The organism is Nocardiopsis sp. NPDC058789 (assembly GCF_042745575.1).
Lineage (GTDB): Bacteria > Actinomycetota > Actinomycetes > Streptosporangiales > Streptosporangiaceae > Nocardiopsis > Nocardiopsis eucommiae.
The window spans coordinates 12,547-28,158 of sequence record NZ_JBHYOW010000028.1 but is presented as its reverse complement, the minus strand read 5'-3'; the positions used below and the strand labels follow the sequence as shown (position 1 = coordinate 28,158).

Annotated in this window: 9 protein-coding genes; 4 read left to right on the top strand and 5 right to left on the bottom strand. The window is 72.5% G+C overall.

Annotation, left to right across the window (positions count from 1 at the left end; all coding sequences use genetic code 11):
- Positions 1 to 41: 41 nt before the first annotated feature.
- Together nudC and ACFW3L_RS25685 are read right to left on the bottom strand one after the other, a co-directional pair.
- Positions 42 to 992: an NAD(+) diphosphatase gene (gene nudC, locus ACFW3L_RS25690; protein ID WP_378747979.1), complete on the bottom strand. Its 951-nt coding sequence runs from the start codon at positions 990 to 992 to the stop codon at positions 42 to 44.
- 128 nt (positions 993 to 1,120) lie between these two features.
- Positions 1,121 to 2,503 carry a dipeptidase gene (locus ACFW3L_RS25685; protein ID WP_378747973.1) on the bottom strand — a complete coding sequence of 461 codons (1,383 nt, stop codon included), beginning with the start codon at positions 2,501 to 2,503 and terminating at the stop codon, positions 1,121 to 1,123.
- Positions 2,504 to 2,845: 342 nt separating this feature from the next.
- Between ACFW3L_RS25685 and ACFW3L_RS25680 the strand changes: the two genes are divergently transcribed.
- From ACFW3L_RS25680 to ACFW3L_RS25670, 3 genes are all read left to right on the top strand, one after another.
- On the top strand, positions 2,846 to 3,328 hold the full coding sequence (locus ACFW3L_RS25680; protein WP_378747967.1) for an SRPBCC domain-containing protein: 483 nt from the start codon (positions 2,846 to 2,848) through the stop codon (positions 3,326 to 3,328).
- A 190-nt stretch (positions 3,329 to 3,518) separates the two neighbouring features.
- Complete coding sequence (locus ACFW3L_RS25675; protein WP_378747963.1) at positions 3,519 to 4,055, top strand: EF-hand domain-containing protein; 537 nt, start codon at positions 3,519 to 3,521, stop codon at positions 4,053 to 4,055.
- A 494-nt stretch (positions 4,056 to 4,549) separates the two neighbouring features.
- Positions 4,550 to 5,863 (top strand): DUF222 domain-containing protein, encoded by a 1,314-nt coding sequence (locus ACFW3L_RS25670; protein ID WP_378747960.1) that lies wholly within the window; start codon positions 4,550 to 4,552, stop codon positions 5,861 to 5,863.
- 486 nt (positions 5,864 to 6,349) lie between these two features.
- On the opposite strand, the gene ACFW3L_RS25665 is transcribed toward ACFW3L_RS25670, so the two are convergent.
- Positions 6,350 to 7,393 (bottom strand): zinc-binding dehydrogenase, encoded by a 1,044-nt coding sequence (locus tag ACFW3L_RS25665; protein ID WP_378747955.1) that lies wholly within the window; start codon positions 7,391 to 7,393, stop codon positions 6,350 to 6,352.
- Positions 7,394 to 7,526: 133 nt separating this feature from the next.
- Between ACFW3L_RS25665 and ACFW3L_RS25660 the strand changes: the two genes are divergently transcribed.
- The gene (locus ACFW3L_RS25660) at positions 7,527 to 8,450 is read left to right on the top strand and encodes a helix-turn-helix transcriptional regulator (protein ID WP_378747950.1); all 924 of its coding nucleotides are present in this window, start codon (positions 7,527 to 7,529) and stop codon (positions 8,448 to 8,450) included.
- A gap of 68 nt (positions 8,451 to 8,518) precedes the next feature.
- Here ACFW3L_RS25660 and ACFW3L_RS25655 read toward each other — a convergent pair whose 3' ends face one another.
- Positions 8,519 to 12,166: a UvrD-helicase domain-containing protein gene (locus tag ACFW3L_RS25655; protein WP_378747946.1), complete on the bottom strand. Its 3,648-nt coding sequence runs from the start codon at positions 12,164 to 12,166 to the stop codon at positions 8,519 to 8,521.
- Positions 12,159 to 15,533: an ATP-dependent helicase gene (locus tag ACFW3L_RS25650; protein WP_378748052.1), complete on the bottom strand. Its 3,375-nt coding sequence runs from the start codon at positions 15,531 to 15,533 to the stop codon at positions 12,159 to 12,161. The genes ACFW3L_RS25655 and ACFW3L_RS25650 overlap by 8 nt, the downstream gene beginning before the upstream one ends.
- Positions 15,534 to 15,612 lie beyond the last annotated feature (79 nt).

Sequence of the window (15,612 nt, the reverse complement as noted above, 5' to 3'; positions counted from 1 at the left end):
GGTCCGCCCGTCGGACGCCGTGACGGTTCCGCCTCCCCCGCTCACCAGCCTCCGGGCAGCTCCGCGCCGTACCAGTGCTCGATCAGCGTGCGGGCGATGGAGACCCGCCCGGGAAGGCTGACCTCCTCGGAGTGCACGGCCTCGGCCAGGGCGGCCCGGCTGAACCAGCGCGTCTCCGCGATCTCGTCGTCGGTGCGCTCGGTCTCACCCACCGCGCGTGCGGTGTACCCCATCATGAGGCTGCGCGGGAACGGCCAGGGCTGGGAGGTCACGTAACGCGGCGACTCCACGACCACGCCCGCCTCCTCCGCGACCTCGCGGATCACGGCCTGTTCCAGGGACTCGCCCGCGTCGACGAACCCGGCCAGGACAGAGAAGCGGTTCGCGTCCCAGTGGGGGTTGTTGCCCAGCAGGCACTCCTCCTGACCGTCGCGTTCGCGGTGCACCAGCATGATCACGGCCGGGTCCATCCGGGGGAACTGCTCGGTCCCCTCCTCCTCGCAGACGCGGACGTGCCCGGCCTTCTCGATGCGTGTGCGGGAACCACAGCGGGGGCAGAAGCCGTGGCTGGCGTTCCAGTTGGCGAGGGCGATGGCCCTGGTGAAGAGGCCGGTGTCGTGGTCGCTGAGGATCGCGCCGACCTCGCGCAGGGAAGCAGGTTCCGCGACGGGGTTGGCGGACAGCTCCTGGTGGGAGCGGACCGCGAAGTAGGCGCGGTGACCGTCGCTGCCCAGGAGGTAGCGCTCGCCCGGGGGCGCGTGGTGGGGGTCGGTCAGGACCAGTTCCCGGGTCTCACCGGTCGTGACGAGGGCCCGGGACTGCTTGGCCATGAGCGCGTGCCAGCCGTAGCTGCCCGGTTCACCGCCCTCCAGGACGAGCACGCGGGTGCCGGGATCGGCCCAGGCGGCCGCGAGCCAGGCGTCGTCCCCACGCCGGTGTCCGGCGGGGTCGACGGTCGATCGGGCGAGCAGGGGTGTGGCTTCGGTTTCCATGGGACCTTCCGACGTGGTGGTTCTCCCCCAGGTGTAACGCCTTCGGGGGGTCCGCGCACTCCCGTTGGGCAAACCCGCGCGGCCGCCGCGTGGCCGCGGCGGCCGCGGACGGAGACGGGCGCGGGGGCTCAGGCGTCCCGGGCGGCGCCGAGCTCCTCCCACAGGTAGGCGACGCTCTCCGCGCCCTTGAGCAGGAGCGGCGTCTCGACCTTCTCGTTGGGGGCGTGGATCCGGTCCTCGTTGAGGCCCACGGCCACGAACACCAAGGGCGCGTCGAGGATGTCCGCGATGTCGGCCTCGGGTCCGCTGCCGCCCTCACGGGTGAAGAGGACCTCCTTGCCGAAGGCGCGCCCCATGGCGGAGCGGGCGGCCCGCAGCGCGGTGGAGGACAGGTCCGAGGCGCAGGCGCGCACGCCCGGGCCGCCGAACTCCAGTTCGGCGCGGACGCCCTCGGGGGTGGCGGCCTCCACGTACGCGCGGACGCGGTCCTGGATCTCCAGGGGCTCCTGGCCGGGGACGAGACGGAAGCTGATCTTGGCGTGGGCGGAGCGGGGGACGATGGTCTTGCCGCCCGCGCCGGTGTGCCCGCCCCACATGCCGTTGATCTCGGCGGTGGGCCGCAGCCAGACGCGTTCCAGGGTGCTGTACCCCTTCTCGCCGCGCGCGGCGGTGGAGGCGGCGGTGGCCAGCCACTCGGCCTCGTCGAAGGGCAGCCTGGCGATGAGCTCGCGCTCCTCGGCGCTGGCCTCGACGACGCCCTCGTAGAAGCCGGGGATCGCGACCCGGTTGTCGGCGTCGTGCAGGCCGGAGAGCAGGTCGCTCATGATCTTGAGCGGGTTGGGGACGGCGCCGCCGAAGGAGCCGCTGTGCAGGTCGCGCTCGGGGCCGTACAGGCTGATCTCGACGTCGGTGACGCCGCGCATGCCCACGCACATGGAGGGGGTGTCCGCCGCCCACATCGTGGTGTCGGAGATGACCGCGACGTCGCAGTCCAGACGCTCACGGTTGGCCTTCATGAGGTCGGCGAAGTGGACGGAGCCGGACTCCTCCTCACCCTCGACGAGGAACTTGAGGGTGACCGGGGGGGCCTGCGCGCCGGAGGCTGCCAGGGCGGCGCGTACGCCGAGGGCGTGGAAGAGGACCTGGCCCTTGTCGTCGGAGGCGCCGCGCGCGTACAGGGAGGTGCCGCGTTCGGTGGGGACGAAGGGCTCGGTCTCCCACTCGTCGAGGGGGTCCACCGGCTGCACGTCGTGGTGGCCGTAGACGAGCACGGTCGGCGCGGCGGGGTCGGCGGCGGGCCACTCGGCGTACACGGCGGGCAGGCCGGGGGTCTCCCAGACCTCGACGGTGGGGAACCCGGTGGCGGTGAGGTGGTCGGCCAGCCAGCGGGCCGAGCGGCGCACGTCGTCGTGGTGCTCGGGGTCCGCGGAGATCGAGGGGATCGCCAGCCACTCCTTGAGCGAGGAGAGGAACTCGTCCCGGTGGGCCTCGATGTGGGCGCGCGCGTCCATCAGTCGTCCTTGTCCTAGACATCCTTGTCAGGATCGACCTTAGGACCTGGACAAAGAGGACTTGACCCCGCGACTCCTTGTCACGGGGAGCGCACCGGACGGACGATGGTCGTAGACAGTGCGTCCGACGAGGACGAGCGCGTGGACCGCTCTTCCACGCTCCGTCGGACACCACGCGCCGCGACATTCCGCACCGCTCGGTGGAGCACACCGCCCGGTGGAGGGGGAGCCGTCGGTGCCGGTCCGGGCCCGCCGAGCACGGAGGGGCCCGGGGCGGAGCGCTCCGACGAGGCCGAGGCGCCCGGCGCGTGGTGGAGCGCACCACCACGAAGGGATCGACCGATGGCTGTGACCAGTGTTGACAAGGACTTCGAGAACCTGACACTCGCCGTCACCTGCGACCTGACCACCTCAGTGGACCGCGCGTGGGAGCTGTGGTCGGACCCGCGCCAGCTGGAGCGCTGGTGGGGGCCGCCGACCTACCCGGCCACGGTGGACCGGCACGACCTGACGCCCGGAGGTGTGGTCACCTACCACATGACCGGCCCCGAGGGTGACGAGCACCATGGTTGGTGGCAGGTGAAGACGGTGGGCGCGCCCCGCTCGCTGGAGATCACGGACGGTTTCGGGGAGACGCCGGGCGACCCCGGCGACCTGCCCGTCGCCACCATGCGGTTGGACATCAGCGAACGGGGGGACGGCGTCCGCATGGTCGTGCGCACCACCTTCGCGTCCACGGAGGCGATGGAGCGGATGCTGGACATGGGCATGGCCGAGGGCATGCAGGAGGCCATGGGCCAGATCGAGGACGTCCTGGCCTCCTGACCGCACGGATTCGTACCGGCCGCCCCCGCGCCACGACGGCGCGGGGGCGTTCCGTGCCCGGGACCCCGAACTCCGGCCCGGTCAGCGATCCTCGCGGGAACACCCCCGGTGAACAGGGGAACCTTCTACGCTGACCGGGACTCTGAGTCAAGGGGCGGGAGAGGCCCGTCCCACTCGCACAGGAGGCCCCGTGAGCAACGACCCGCAGATCACCGCCAGGTTCGAGGACCTCTTCGACACCCTGGACACCGACGGCGACCAGGCCGTGACCTGGGCGGACTACCAGCGGCTCGTGAACCGGTACCTGACCGGCTACGGCATGGAGGCGTCCGCGCCCCGGGCCGTGGCGATCCAGGAGGCGTACGAGTCCCTGTGGGGCACGCTGGTGCGGACCTCCGCCGAGGTGCGCCTGAACCGCGAACAGTTCGTGGACGCCATGCGGGAGGCCACGGAGGACCGGAGCCGGTGGAACACGGCCGAGGCCGTCGCGGAGGCCGTGTTCGACCTGCTGGACGGGGACGCCGACGGCACCATCAGCCAGGAGGAGTTCCTCGTGTACGCCAAGGCCCTGGGCGCCCGGGAGGAGGACGCCCTCCAGCGGTTCGCGCACGTGGACACCGACGGGGACGGCGACATGAGCCGCGAGGAGTTCGTGCAGTCGGCCCGCCTGTACCTGTTCGGTGACGACGTCGACTCCCCCGGCGGGTTCGTCTTCGGCGTGGTCTAGTTCGTCGGCGGGCGCGCGCCCCGGTCAGGTGGTCCGGTCGGGTGGTCCGCGCCACCCGACCGGGGCGCGATCTGCTCCGGGGGTTCCCTCTGGCACTCCTGGTGGGTGTTTCCTCCTGGTCAGGTGTGGAACGGGCCACGTGTCGCGGCTGGTCAAGGTGCGTAACGAAAAGCGGCAGCGATGGTGAGCGGTGTCCCCAGGTCTGTGTGGAACGGCTGACCGTGTCGCGGCCGATCAAGGTACGTAACGAAAAGCGGCGGCGAGGGTGAGCGGTGTCCTCGGGTCTGCGATGAACGGTCGCCCGTGTCTCGGCCGGTCAAGGTGCGTAACGAAAAGCAGCAGCGAGGGTGAGCGCGGGGACTATGTAGCACACCTGTGCGGCCTTTTCAGGGTTATACACAATGACAGATCAGCGATTCATGCTTGCCATCGGAAAGGCTTTTATAACCACTTGGCCATAGCCCACGAAAGAGCGAATGGCTTACTATGGAATTATGAACCTCCTTCCCGCAGTGCCCGCTTCTTCCACCGGGTTGTCCCCGGTGGAGGTGGCCGTGCTCGCTGCCCGGGAAGAGGCCACCGCCTTCTTCTCCCGCGAGCTGGCGCCCGGGTGTGAGGGTGAGGTACTCGACCAGGCCACCCGCCTGTGGGAACACCTGGACCAGATCAAGCACCACATGGCCACGGCTCTGGCCCGTATCGAGGCCAACGGGCAGCTCCTCGGCGAGGGTGGCCAGCGCGACCTGGCCACGTGGATGCGACACTCCTTCGCCATCAGCGCCACGCAGGCCAACGAAATGGCGACCGTGGGGCGCACCGCGATGCGCGGGACTTTCCCGGACACCACCCGAGCCCTGGAAGAGGGTGAGCTTTCCTTCGGGGAAGCCGCAGCGGTGGTGGCCGGAGTGGAGCGGGCGGTGGAGAAAAGGAATTCCACTGACAACCCCGACCCCGTTCTGTTCGCCGCGAAAATGGAACACGGGCTGCTCGCCTTCAAACAGGAGCGCCCCAACACCTCCGTGGCGGGTCTGGGCCGGGCCGCCCACCAGATGGGTGCCCGCCTGGACCCGAACCGGGTCGAACGCGACCACGAGGCCGCCCACGCCCAGCGAGGCGCCACCCTGTCGCGGACCTTCGGTGGGAGCTTCCTGTTCCAGGCCTGGGGATCGGCCGCTGACGCGCTGCGGTTGGAAGCGGTCCTGGAGAGCTACGCCAACCCCCACGACACCGACGACGGGCTCTCCCGGGCCCAGCGTGACTATGACGGGTTCATGAACGCGGTGGGGCGGGCGCAGACCCACCAGGAGTGTGAGAAGCCCTCCTCCCCGGCGGCGCTCATCAACATCCTGATCCCCGCGACCACCCTGACCGGGTGTGAGGGTCAGGACCCGGCCACCACCCAGGACGGGCGGGTGGTCCCCACCAGCGCGGTGCGCGAGCTGCTGGGCGAGAGCGTGGTGCGCCACCTGATGGTGGAGCACCGCACGGGTGCGGTGCTGGACGTGGGACACGAGTACCGGATCGCCACCCCGCAGATCAAGGTGGCCGCGTTCGTGGGACACACCACCTGTGCGTGGCAGCACGGGTGTGACGTCCCGTTGAAGTGGACGCAGGCCGATCACATCGTGGAGTGGTGGCAGGGCGGACGTACCAGCGTCGAGAACATCCAGCCGCTGTGCTCGACCCACAACCGGTTGAAGCACCGGTGGGGGCTACGCAGGGACAAGAGGATGTGGGCCGGCCGCCAGCGAGGCCGATCACCCAGCCCAGCAGGCCCGATACCGGCACCACGCCCGCCCCGCGAATAGCCCCCGGCACCGGACCCCACCGCCATGGGTCCCCGCCCCGAAGCACACGGGGCCCGACCCTGGCACGCCCGCACACCCTTGGCCGAGAGGGAGTCCCGTCATGCCCACACCCCACATCCCCGCCCCGACCTCCACTCACGGCAAGGGGGCCGAAGCGCCGACTCGGGTACACGCCCACCTTCGCCGCCGCAGTTCCGTCATCCTGAGCGACCAGCCGCGACACGGAGAACGCTCGGCACAGACCTGGGGACCCACCCACCATCGCCGCCGCGGTTCCGTTCGGGCGAATGACCGGCCGCGACACGAAACACGCTCCACACAGAGCTCGAGGCCCACCGACCCTCATCGAATCCGTCCCTCCACCTCCGCCAGGCAGACAGAGAAGTCAGCAGGCCAGCAGGGCCAACCCCAGTAGTGCGGGTGACCATGCGACGATCGCCCACACCACCACGACGGAAGCGAACCCCTCTGGCACGGCGGCCGGGGTCAGGGCCGGATGAGGACCTTCAGGCTCCTGCGGTCGTCCATGTCCCGGTAGCCGGCGGGCACGCCGTCCAGGTCGGTGGTGGCGTCGAAGACCCTGCCCGGCTCGATGGTCCCGTCCAGGATGTCGGGCAGCAGCTCCTCGATGTAGGCGCGCACGGGAGCGGGCCCGCCCGCCAGGCGGATGTTGTGCCGGAACAGGCTGGCGAAGCCGACGGGTGCCTGCTCGTACTGCGGGACGCCCACGCGGCTGACCACGCCGCCGGGGCGGACGACGCCGACGGCCTGTTCGTAGGCGGGCATGTGTCCGACCGCTTCGAGGACGGCATGCGATCCGTGGCCGCCGGTGAGCTCGCGGACCCGGGCGATACCCTCCTCACCGCGCTCGGCGACGACATCGGTGGCGCCGAACTCCCGCCCCAGGTCGGTGCGGTCGGTGTGGCGGCCCATGAGCACGATCTGCTCGGCCCCCAGGCGCTTGGCCGAGAGCACGGCCATCAGGCCCACCGCGCCGTCTCCGATCACGGTGACGCTCTGACCAGGAGCCACGTGCGCGGCCCTGGCCGCGTGGTAGCCGGTGCCGAGTACGTCGGCCAGGGTCAGCAGGGAGGGGATGAGCGCCGAGTCGGGCGCGACCGGCAGCTTCACCAGGGTGCCGTCGGCCAGCGGCACACGGACCGCCTCGGCCTGGCCGCCCTCGTCCGCGATGCCGTCCCAGAACCCGGCCTCGTGGTGGGCGCAGGAGGTCTGGAGGTTCTCCCGGCAGAACGCGCACGTGTTGTCGGAGATCGCGAACGGCGAGACGACCAGGTCTCCCCTGGTGAGCGTGGTGACCTCGGACCCGGTGTCCTCCACGACGCCGATGAGTTCGTGCCCCATCCGGGCGGGGCCCTCGGCGGCGGACATGGAGTGGTACGGATGCAGGTCACTGCCGCAGACGCAGGAGGCGGTGATACGGACCAGGGCGTCGGTGGGGTGCTTGATCCGGGAGTCGGGCACGTTCTCGACCCGAATGTCTCCTGCTTGGTACATGAGTGTGGCGCGCATGATCGGTCTCTTTCGGTGGTGCTCTCGCTGTCACCCCCACTCCACCCGTCTCGGCCGTCACGGAGAAGGTCGCGTCAGTGGGGGTACAACCTCAACCCCCCTGACACGCTCACCTGCGCCTATCGTGAACGGCATGGACAACCGCGCGGACATCAGGGGCTTTCTCGCCAGCCGACGGGCCAAGCTGTCCCCGGAACAGGTCGGTCTCCCTCCGGGCTCGCGCCGCCGGGTCCCGGGGCTGCGCCGCGAGGAGGTCGCCGTCCTGGCCGGGGTGAGCATCGAGTGGTACACCCGGCTGGAGAAGGGGCACATCGCGGGCGTGTCCGAGGAGGTTCTCGACGCCGTCGCCCACGCGCTGCGTCTGGACGAGGAGGAGCGCACCCACCTGTTCGACCTGGCCCGCGCCGCGCGCCCGGCGCACCGCAGGGCCACCCGCCGCCGTGAGGTCGCGCTCGCCCCGCCGGTCCAGTGGATGCTGGACTCCATCACGATGTCGGCGGCGTTCGTGCGCAACGGCCGACTGGACGTGGTCGCGACCAACGCCCTGGCGAGGGCGTTGTACGCGCCGATGTTCGACAGCCCGACGACGGCCGCCCACGGGCGGGCCAACTTCGCCCGCTACCACTTCCTCGACCCGGCCTCCCGTGACTTCCTCGTCGACTGGAGGGCGGGGGCGGCGATGACCGTGGCGCTGCTGCGCGCCGAGGCCGGACGTGAGCCCCACGACCAGGGGCTGCGGGAACTCATCGGTGAGCTGTCCACACTCAGCGACGAGTTCCGTACGCTGTGGGCCTCGCACGACGTGCGCATCCTGCACGGCGGGGTCAAGCGCCTCCACCACCCACAGGCGGGCGACCTGGAGCTGACCTTCCGGTCCCTGGACCTGCCCACGTCCCCGAGGGCGGTGCACGACCTCTCCCTGTACACCGCCGAGCCGGGCACCTCGGACGAGGAACGGCTCAGGCTCCTCGCGAGCTGGGCCGCGCCGGACGCCTTCCACGAACGCGAACAGCAGGGTCCGCTGACCACGCCCGAGAACGGGCCGGGCGGGAACTGACACGCCCCGGCCGCGCCCACCACGACCAGCCCACGCCGGGCCAGGCCGTCGGCCCGGCTCCCCGGTCCTCAGTCGGGTTCGGGGATGGTGGTGATCAGGGCGGCCAACCCGTCCGCGTCCAGCAGGTCGGCGGGGCGCACGGTCTCCCCGGCCCGCACGTAGTGGAACGCGGCGCGGACCTCCTCCAGCTCCACCCCGGCCAGGTCGGCCCAGGCCAGGCGGTAGGCGGCCAGCTGCACGCCGACGGCCCTGCGCTCCACGTCGTTCCCCGGCGGCCGCCCGGTCTTCCAGTCCACGACGTCGTACCGGCCGGTGTCGGCGTCATGGAACACCGCGTCCATGCGTCCCCGGATCAGCCGGTCACCGATGACCGTCTCGAACGGCACCTCGACCTCGGCCGGAATCCGCGCGCCCCACTCGCTCTCCTCGAACCTGCGCTGGAGTTCGGCCAGGTCCTCGTCCTCACCGGCGGTCTCGTCGGCGGCCCCCGGCAGCTCGTCGAGCAACGTGGCGTTGTGGCCGAACCGCCGCTCCAACCACGTGTGGAAGGCCGTGCCCCGGCGTGTGTGCGGCGCGGGCGGCCGTGGCAGGGGTCGGCGGATCTGCCGGGCCAGCGCCGAGGGGTCGCGCGCCAGCCAGACCATGGAGGACACGGAGAGGTGGTCGGGCAGTTCCACCTGCACCGGCCCGTCCACCGGCCCGACGGCGGCCCGGTCGCGGTGGGCGAGCAGCAGCTCGGTGTCGCGTTCCCAGCCCTGGAGCCTGCGGCGCAGGCCCTCCGGGGTCTTGGTCGGTCCGGTCGGCTTCCCCTCGCGCAGACGCGCGCGGGCCCGCTCGACCAGGTCGGCACCGGCCAGGACCTGGGCCCGGCGGGAGTCGGCGGGGGGCCGCTCCGCATTCGCGTCGGGCTCCGGTGCCGCGCCCGGGTCCGCGTCCGGGGCCGGGTCGGAGGCGGGAGCGAGCTCGGGCACGGCGTCGACGGCCGCGTCGAAGTCGGGCTCCGGCACGTCGTCGAACTCGGGGTCGTAATCCGGCTCGTACTCGAAGTCCGGTTCCGGCCCGAACTCGAAGTCGGGCACGGGCTCCGGCACGGTCGGGACCGGCAGCGGCGTCGCGGCGGGCTCGGCGGAACCCGAGACGGCGGGCACGTCCTCGGGGGGCCACACCGCCGAGGACTCCTCCTCGTCGTGCGGGTTGGTGTCCTCCGGGTCCGGCGGCGGGTCCCAGCGCACCACTCCCCCGGCGCCCCGCTCGCAGGCCTCCCGGATCTCCTCCAAAAACTCCGAGGGCCCGCGCGGGGTGCTTCCGGTCCGCCCCCACCAGTGCCCGGTGCACACCAGCTCGTAGGAGGCCCGGGTGACCGCCACGTACGCCAGGCGCCGTTCCTCCATCAGGTGGCGGGCTTCCTCCGCCTCCTTGAACGCGGCGATGTCCTCCTTCTCCACCCCGCGCAGCGTGGGCAGGCTGGAGCGGTCGCCGCGCAGCGGGTACGGCAGCATGTGATCGGCCTTCACCCAGGCCAGGGAGTCGCGCGCCTTGGCGGGGAACAGCGGGGCGCGGGCGCCCGCGCTCACCCCGGGCACGATCACCACGGGCCACTCCAGGCCCTTGGCGCCGTGCATGGTCATGAGCTTCACGCTGTCCGAGCCGCCCACCCGCTCCCCTGGGCTGAGCGCGCTCTCGTTCTCTTCGGCCGCGTTCAGGTAGCCGAGGAAGCTCCCCAGGGTGGGGTCCTCGGAGTTGCCGACGAAACGGACGGCGTGGTCGACGAAGGCGTCCAGGTCGGCGCGGGCCGAGAGGGGGTCGCGGTTGGTGCGCGCGCCCACCTCGATGTCCAGGCCCAGCATCCGCTCGATCTCGGTGATGAGGTCCGGCAGCGGCTGGCCCACGAGTCTGCGCAGGGTGCGCAGCTCCTCCGCGAGACGGCCGAGGCGCTCGTGGGCGGTCTCCGAGTAGTTCTCGGCGGGCCCGGGGTCGTCCACGGCGTCCACGAGGCTGCCGCTCTCCGCGGTCAGGTCCAGGACGGTGCGGCGCAGGAGGTCCTCCGACTCCTCGTGCGCGCCCTCCTCGGCCGCCGGACCGGTGAGGTCGCGGCGGGTGTGCCGGGCCAGCTCCGTGGCACGGGAGCCCAGAGCGGCGAGGTCGCGGGGGCCCAACCGCCAGCGCGGGCCGGTGAGCAGGCGGGCCAGCTCGTTCCCCGCGGAGGCGTCGTGCACCACGCGCAGGGTGGCGATGATGTCGCGGACCTCGGGCACGAGCATGAGCCCGCCCAGTCCGACCACCTCCACGGGGATGCCGCGCGCCTCCAGGGCGTCGCGCAGCGGCGGGAACTGGGACCTCTTGCGGCACAGCACCGCGACGTCGCCGGGGCTGACACCGCCGTCGGGGTCTCCGCCGGACTCGCTCTCGGGCCACACCAGCCCGTCGGGCGCGAACACCTGGCCACCGGGCCGCTCGGCGTCGGCTCCGAGCAGGTCCCGTACGTGGTCGGCGATCCACTCGGCCTCCTCGGTCTCCGTGGCGAACAGCCCCGCGCGTGCCGTGCCGCGCCCCTGCCGTGCCTGGCTGGGGTGCAGCACCGGGACCTCGGCGGCCTCGGCGCGCAGCGGCTCGGAGATGCGCTTGGCCACCCGCAGGACCCGTTCTCCGTTGCGGAAGCTGAAGGTGAGGCGGCGGACGGGGGCGGGGCGTCCGGGCGCGACCGGGAAGTCGGTGGGGAAGCTGGTGAGGTTGGCGGCGATCGCTCCCCGCCATCCGTAGATGGACTGGCAGGGGTCGCCCACGGCGGTCACCGCGTGCCCCTCGCCGAACAGCGCCCGCAGCAGCACCAGCTGGGCGTGGCTGGTGTCCTGGTACTCGTCCAGGAGCACCACGCGGAACCGGCCGCGCTCGATCAGACCGACCTCGGCGTGGTTCTGGGCGATGCGCGCGGCCAGCGCCATCTGGTCACCGAAGTCCATGGCCTCGCGGGCGTGCTTGGCGTGGTTGTAGCGGTCCACCAGTGGGAGCAGCTGTTCGCGGCGGCGCTGGGTGTCCACCAGGTCCCGGGTGGGCTGGGTGGGCTTGCGCGACATCGCGTCCACCCCCGCCTGGATCCACCGGCCGACGCCGCGCACCTGGTCGGTGGTGGTGAGGTGGTCGGAGATCTGCCCGGACAGGTCGAGGACCCTGCGGGTGACGGTGTCCGCGCCGACGTTCACGTGCTCCATGGGGCCGTCGTACTCACCGACGACCCGGGCGGCCAGCTGCCAGGCCTGACCCTCGCTGAGCAGGCGCGACGTGGGTTCGACCGCCTCGCGCAGGGCGTGGTCGGCGACGATGCGCCCGGCGTAGGAGTTGTAGGTGGAGACGGTGGGCTCACCGTCCAGCAGTTCGTCCGGGAACTGCTCGGTGGCGCGCAGCTGCTCCAGGCGCTTGCGCACGCGCTCGGCCAGCTCGGCGGTGGCCTTGCGGGTGAAGGTCAGCCCGAGGACCTGCTCAGGGCGCACGTGGCCGTTGGCGACCAGCCACACGACACGGGCCGCCATGGTCTCACTCTTACCCGATCCCGCACCGGCGATCACCACTCCGGGCTCCAGCGGCGCCGAGATGACCTGGGCCTGCTCGGCGGTGGGTTCGGGGCGCTTGAGGAGCCGGGCCAGTTCGGCGGGGCTGAAGCGGGGCCTGTGGGGATCGGGGGAACCGGGGGCGGAGGGGGCGGGGATGGGTTCAGACATGTCTGCCCTCGTCCTGGACCGGGCAGCAGGCGCGCACGGCGCACGCGTTGCACCCGGTGTTGCGGGTGGCGGCGAAACGGGCTCCGCCCATGCCGGTGGCGACCTCGCGGACGAGGGTCCCCGCCCATCCGGGGTCGGGGTCCTCGCCCAGCGGGGGCTGGACCTGTTCTCGCGCCTTCTTGCTGAGTGCGGCCTTGCCGACCTGGACGAGGGTGGCACCGCCGGGTTCGGCCAGGCCGAGCTTGGCGAAGGCGCCCCTGAGCACGGCCATCTGGTAGACGCCGAGCTGGGGATGGCGGGCCAGGTCGTCGGCCTTGGTGCCGCCGGTCTTGATGTCCACGACCACGGCGCGGCCCTCGGAGTCGCGTTCGAGGCGGTCCACGCGGCCGGTGATCTCGATCCCGCCCACGTCCACCTTGAAGCCCTCCTCGGTGACGACGAGTTCGCGGTCGTTGGCGGCGTCCCAGGTGATGAACTTGCGGACCATCTCGTCGGCGCGGTCGCGCTGCTTGTCGGACTGCCAGGGGCCGCCGAAGTCGAGGTCGGCCCAGATCTCGTCCATCCGGGCGCCGACCTCCTCGGCGGTGCCGCCCTCCGCCACCAGGACGGCGACGGCGTGCACGACGGTGCCGAGCGCGGAGGCGGAGTCACCGGAGGACGCCCCGGCGGCGCGCTCCAGGAGCCACCGCAGCTGACAGTTGGTGAAGCTCTCCACCTGGGAGGGGGACACCCGGATGGTGTCCTCGGGGTCGGAGAGGGGCCGGGCGTCGGAGAAGGGGGTGAGCGCGTACCACTCCGCCGGGTCGGCGCCCCGGACGCCCTCCTCGGCCAGGCGGGCCAGATGCCCGGCCGCGGCGGTGCGCAGGGGGTCCGGCGCCCCGGGGTCGGTCACCACCGAGCGCAGGTCCGCGACGAGCGCGGGCAGGGAGAGCCAGCGACGGCCGGTGCTGACCGGCTCCGGGTCGCCCAGGCCCATCTCGTTGAGGAAGCGGGAGGGGCGTTCGTCGGAGTCCTCGCCGCCCACGCAGGTGACGTGCAGGGAGCGGCGGGCCCGGGTGAGGGCCACGTAGAACAGGCGGCGCTCCTCGTCCAGGAGCTTGGAGGCCAGGGCGGCGCCGAAGGAGTCGGCGGAGTGGCTGCCGGAGTCCACCAACTCCTCCACGCCGAGCAGGGATCCGCGCAGCCGCAGGTCCGGCCACTCGCCCTCCTGGGCCCCGGCCACGACCACCAGCCCCCACTCCAGGCCCTTGGAGCGGTGGGCGGTGAGGATGCGCACCGCCTCGCCCTCGGGGGCGCGCTCGGCGAGGCTGTCGCCGGGGATCTCCTGGGCTGCCAGGTCCTCCAGGAACCCGTCCGGGGTGCCCGGGGGCAGACGGTCGCAGTAGCGGGCGGCGCTCTCGAAGAGCGCCACCACGGCGTCGAGGTCGCGGTCGGCGGCGGCGCCCCGTCGGCCCCCGGCCAGGCTGGCGCGCATGAAGCGGTCCGCGAGGCCGCTGTCCCGCCACAGCTCCCAGAGGACCTGTTCGGCGTCGGCCCCCTTGGCGGTCAGCTCCCTGACGGTGCGCAGGGCGTTGGCCACGCGCAGGGCCGGGGCGGCCACGGTCGGGTCCACCAGGGTGAGTTCACCGGGGTCGCGCAGGGCGTCCACGAGGAGCCGTGAGGAGGGCCGGTATCCGGTCTCCCGAGGCTCTTCGGCACTCTCGGTGGCACCTGACGCCCTGTCGGACCCGTTAGCCACGGGTGCCCCAGCACCCCCAGCGGGCAGGTCCTCAACTACGGGCCCAACGTCCCCAGGGGTCCCTGTGTCAACGGCAGACCCGTCGATCCAGGCCGTCCCAGTAGCCCCAGCGGCTACGTCCTCCCCGGCAAGCACTCCTTCCCCGGCGGGCACACCTTTCCCTGCGGGCTCGGGCGTCCCGGGGGCACCACCGTCGCGGACCCGGTCCAGGTCCAGGCGGCGCAGGGCGCGCACCAGTCGGCGCAGCCGCACCGAGTCCGCCTCACCGAAGGGGCTCATCAGGAGCTCGCGGGCGGCGTCGTCGTCCAGCTCCTCCGGGCGCAGACCGTAGCGGATCAGGCCGAGCAGGGGGCGGACGATCGGCTCGGCCGCCACCGGGAGGTCGTCGGAGCCCACGACCACCGGCACGGAGGCGGCGGCGAGCGCGCGCCGCAGCACCGGGAGCTGGCGGCTGGAGGAGCGCACCAGCACGGCCATGTCCGACCACGGCACCCCGTCCACCAGGTGGGCGCGGCGCAGCGTGTCCGCGATGACCGCGGCCTCCTGCGTGGAACTGTCCGCCATCAGGACCTGCACCTCGCCGTCCGGGACGCCCTCGGCCGGGAGGAGGTCGCGGTGGGAGTTGACCCTGCCCCGGGCGGAGGCCACGGCGGGAAGGCGGCGGGTGAGGCCCCGTGAGGCCGCGAGCAGGGTGGCGCCGCTGCGACGGCAGGTGCGCAGCGCCACGACCGGGGCGTCGGTGCGCCGCAGCGTGGGGAAGCGGCGCGGGAAGTCGAGGATGTTGTCCACCTCGGCGCCACGGAAACCGTAGATGGACTGGTCCGGGTCGCCCACCGCGACGAGGTCGCGGCCGTCCCCGGCCAGGGCGCGCAGCAGCTCCTCCTGGGCCGGGTCGGTGTCCTGGTACTCGTCGACGAAGACCACCTCGTGGGCGGCGCGCTCGCGCTCCTGCACCTCGGGGTCGGAGAGCATGTTCGCGGCCACCCGCACGAGCTCGGCGTAGTTGAGGGTGGGGACCGGCGCGATGTCGAACCGGCCGTTCATCCGGGAGAGGAACCCCGCGGCGGCGGTCCAGTCGTCGCGGTCGCGCTCGGCCGCGGCGCGGGCCAGCTCGGCGGGGCCGAGGCCGCGCTCCTGGGCGCGCATGAGGAAGTCGCGCAGCTCCTCCGCGAAGCCGCGTGTCTCCAGGGCCGGGCGCAGCCGCTCGGGCCACGCCCGCGCACCGTCCTCGAACTCCCACTTCAGCAGCTCACGTACTTCCATGAGCTGCTCGGGCCCGGACAGCAGCCGGGGCGGCGCGTCGCCCATCCGCTGGAACTCGCGGCGGATCAGGGCGTAGGCGTAGCTGTGGAAGGTGAGCGCCAGGGGCTCGCGGGTGGTGCGCCGCAGTCGGGCGGTGATGCGCTCGCGCAGCTCCTGGGCGGCCTTGCGGCTGAAGGTGAGCACCAGGATCCGGGAGGGGTCCACGCCCCGGTTGTCGATACGGTCCACCACGGCCTCGACGATGGTGGTGGTCTTGCCGGTCCCGGGGCCCGCCAGGACCAGGAGCGGGCCGCCCGGGTGGTCGACCACGCGCTGCTGGTTCTCGTCCAGCACCGGAGGCGGCAGCACCTGGTGGGCGCGCCGCACAAGACGGTACGGGGATGTGTTCACGCCTCCAGTTCACCAGAGGTCGACGACCATCGCGGACGCCGCGACGGCGCCCGGT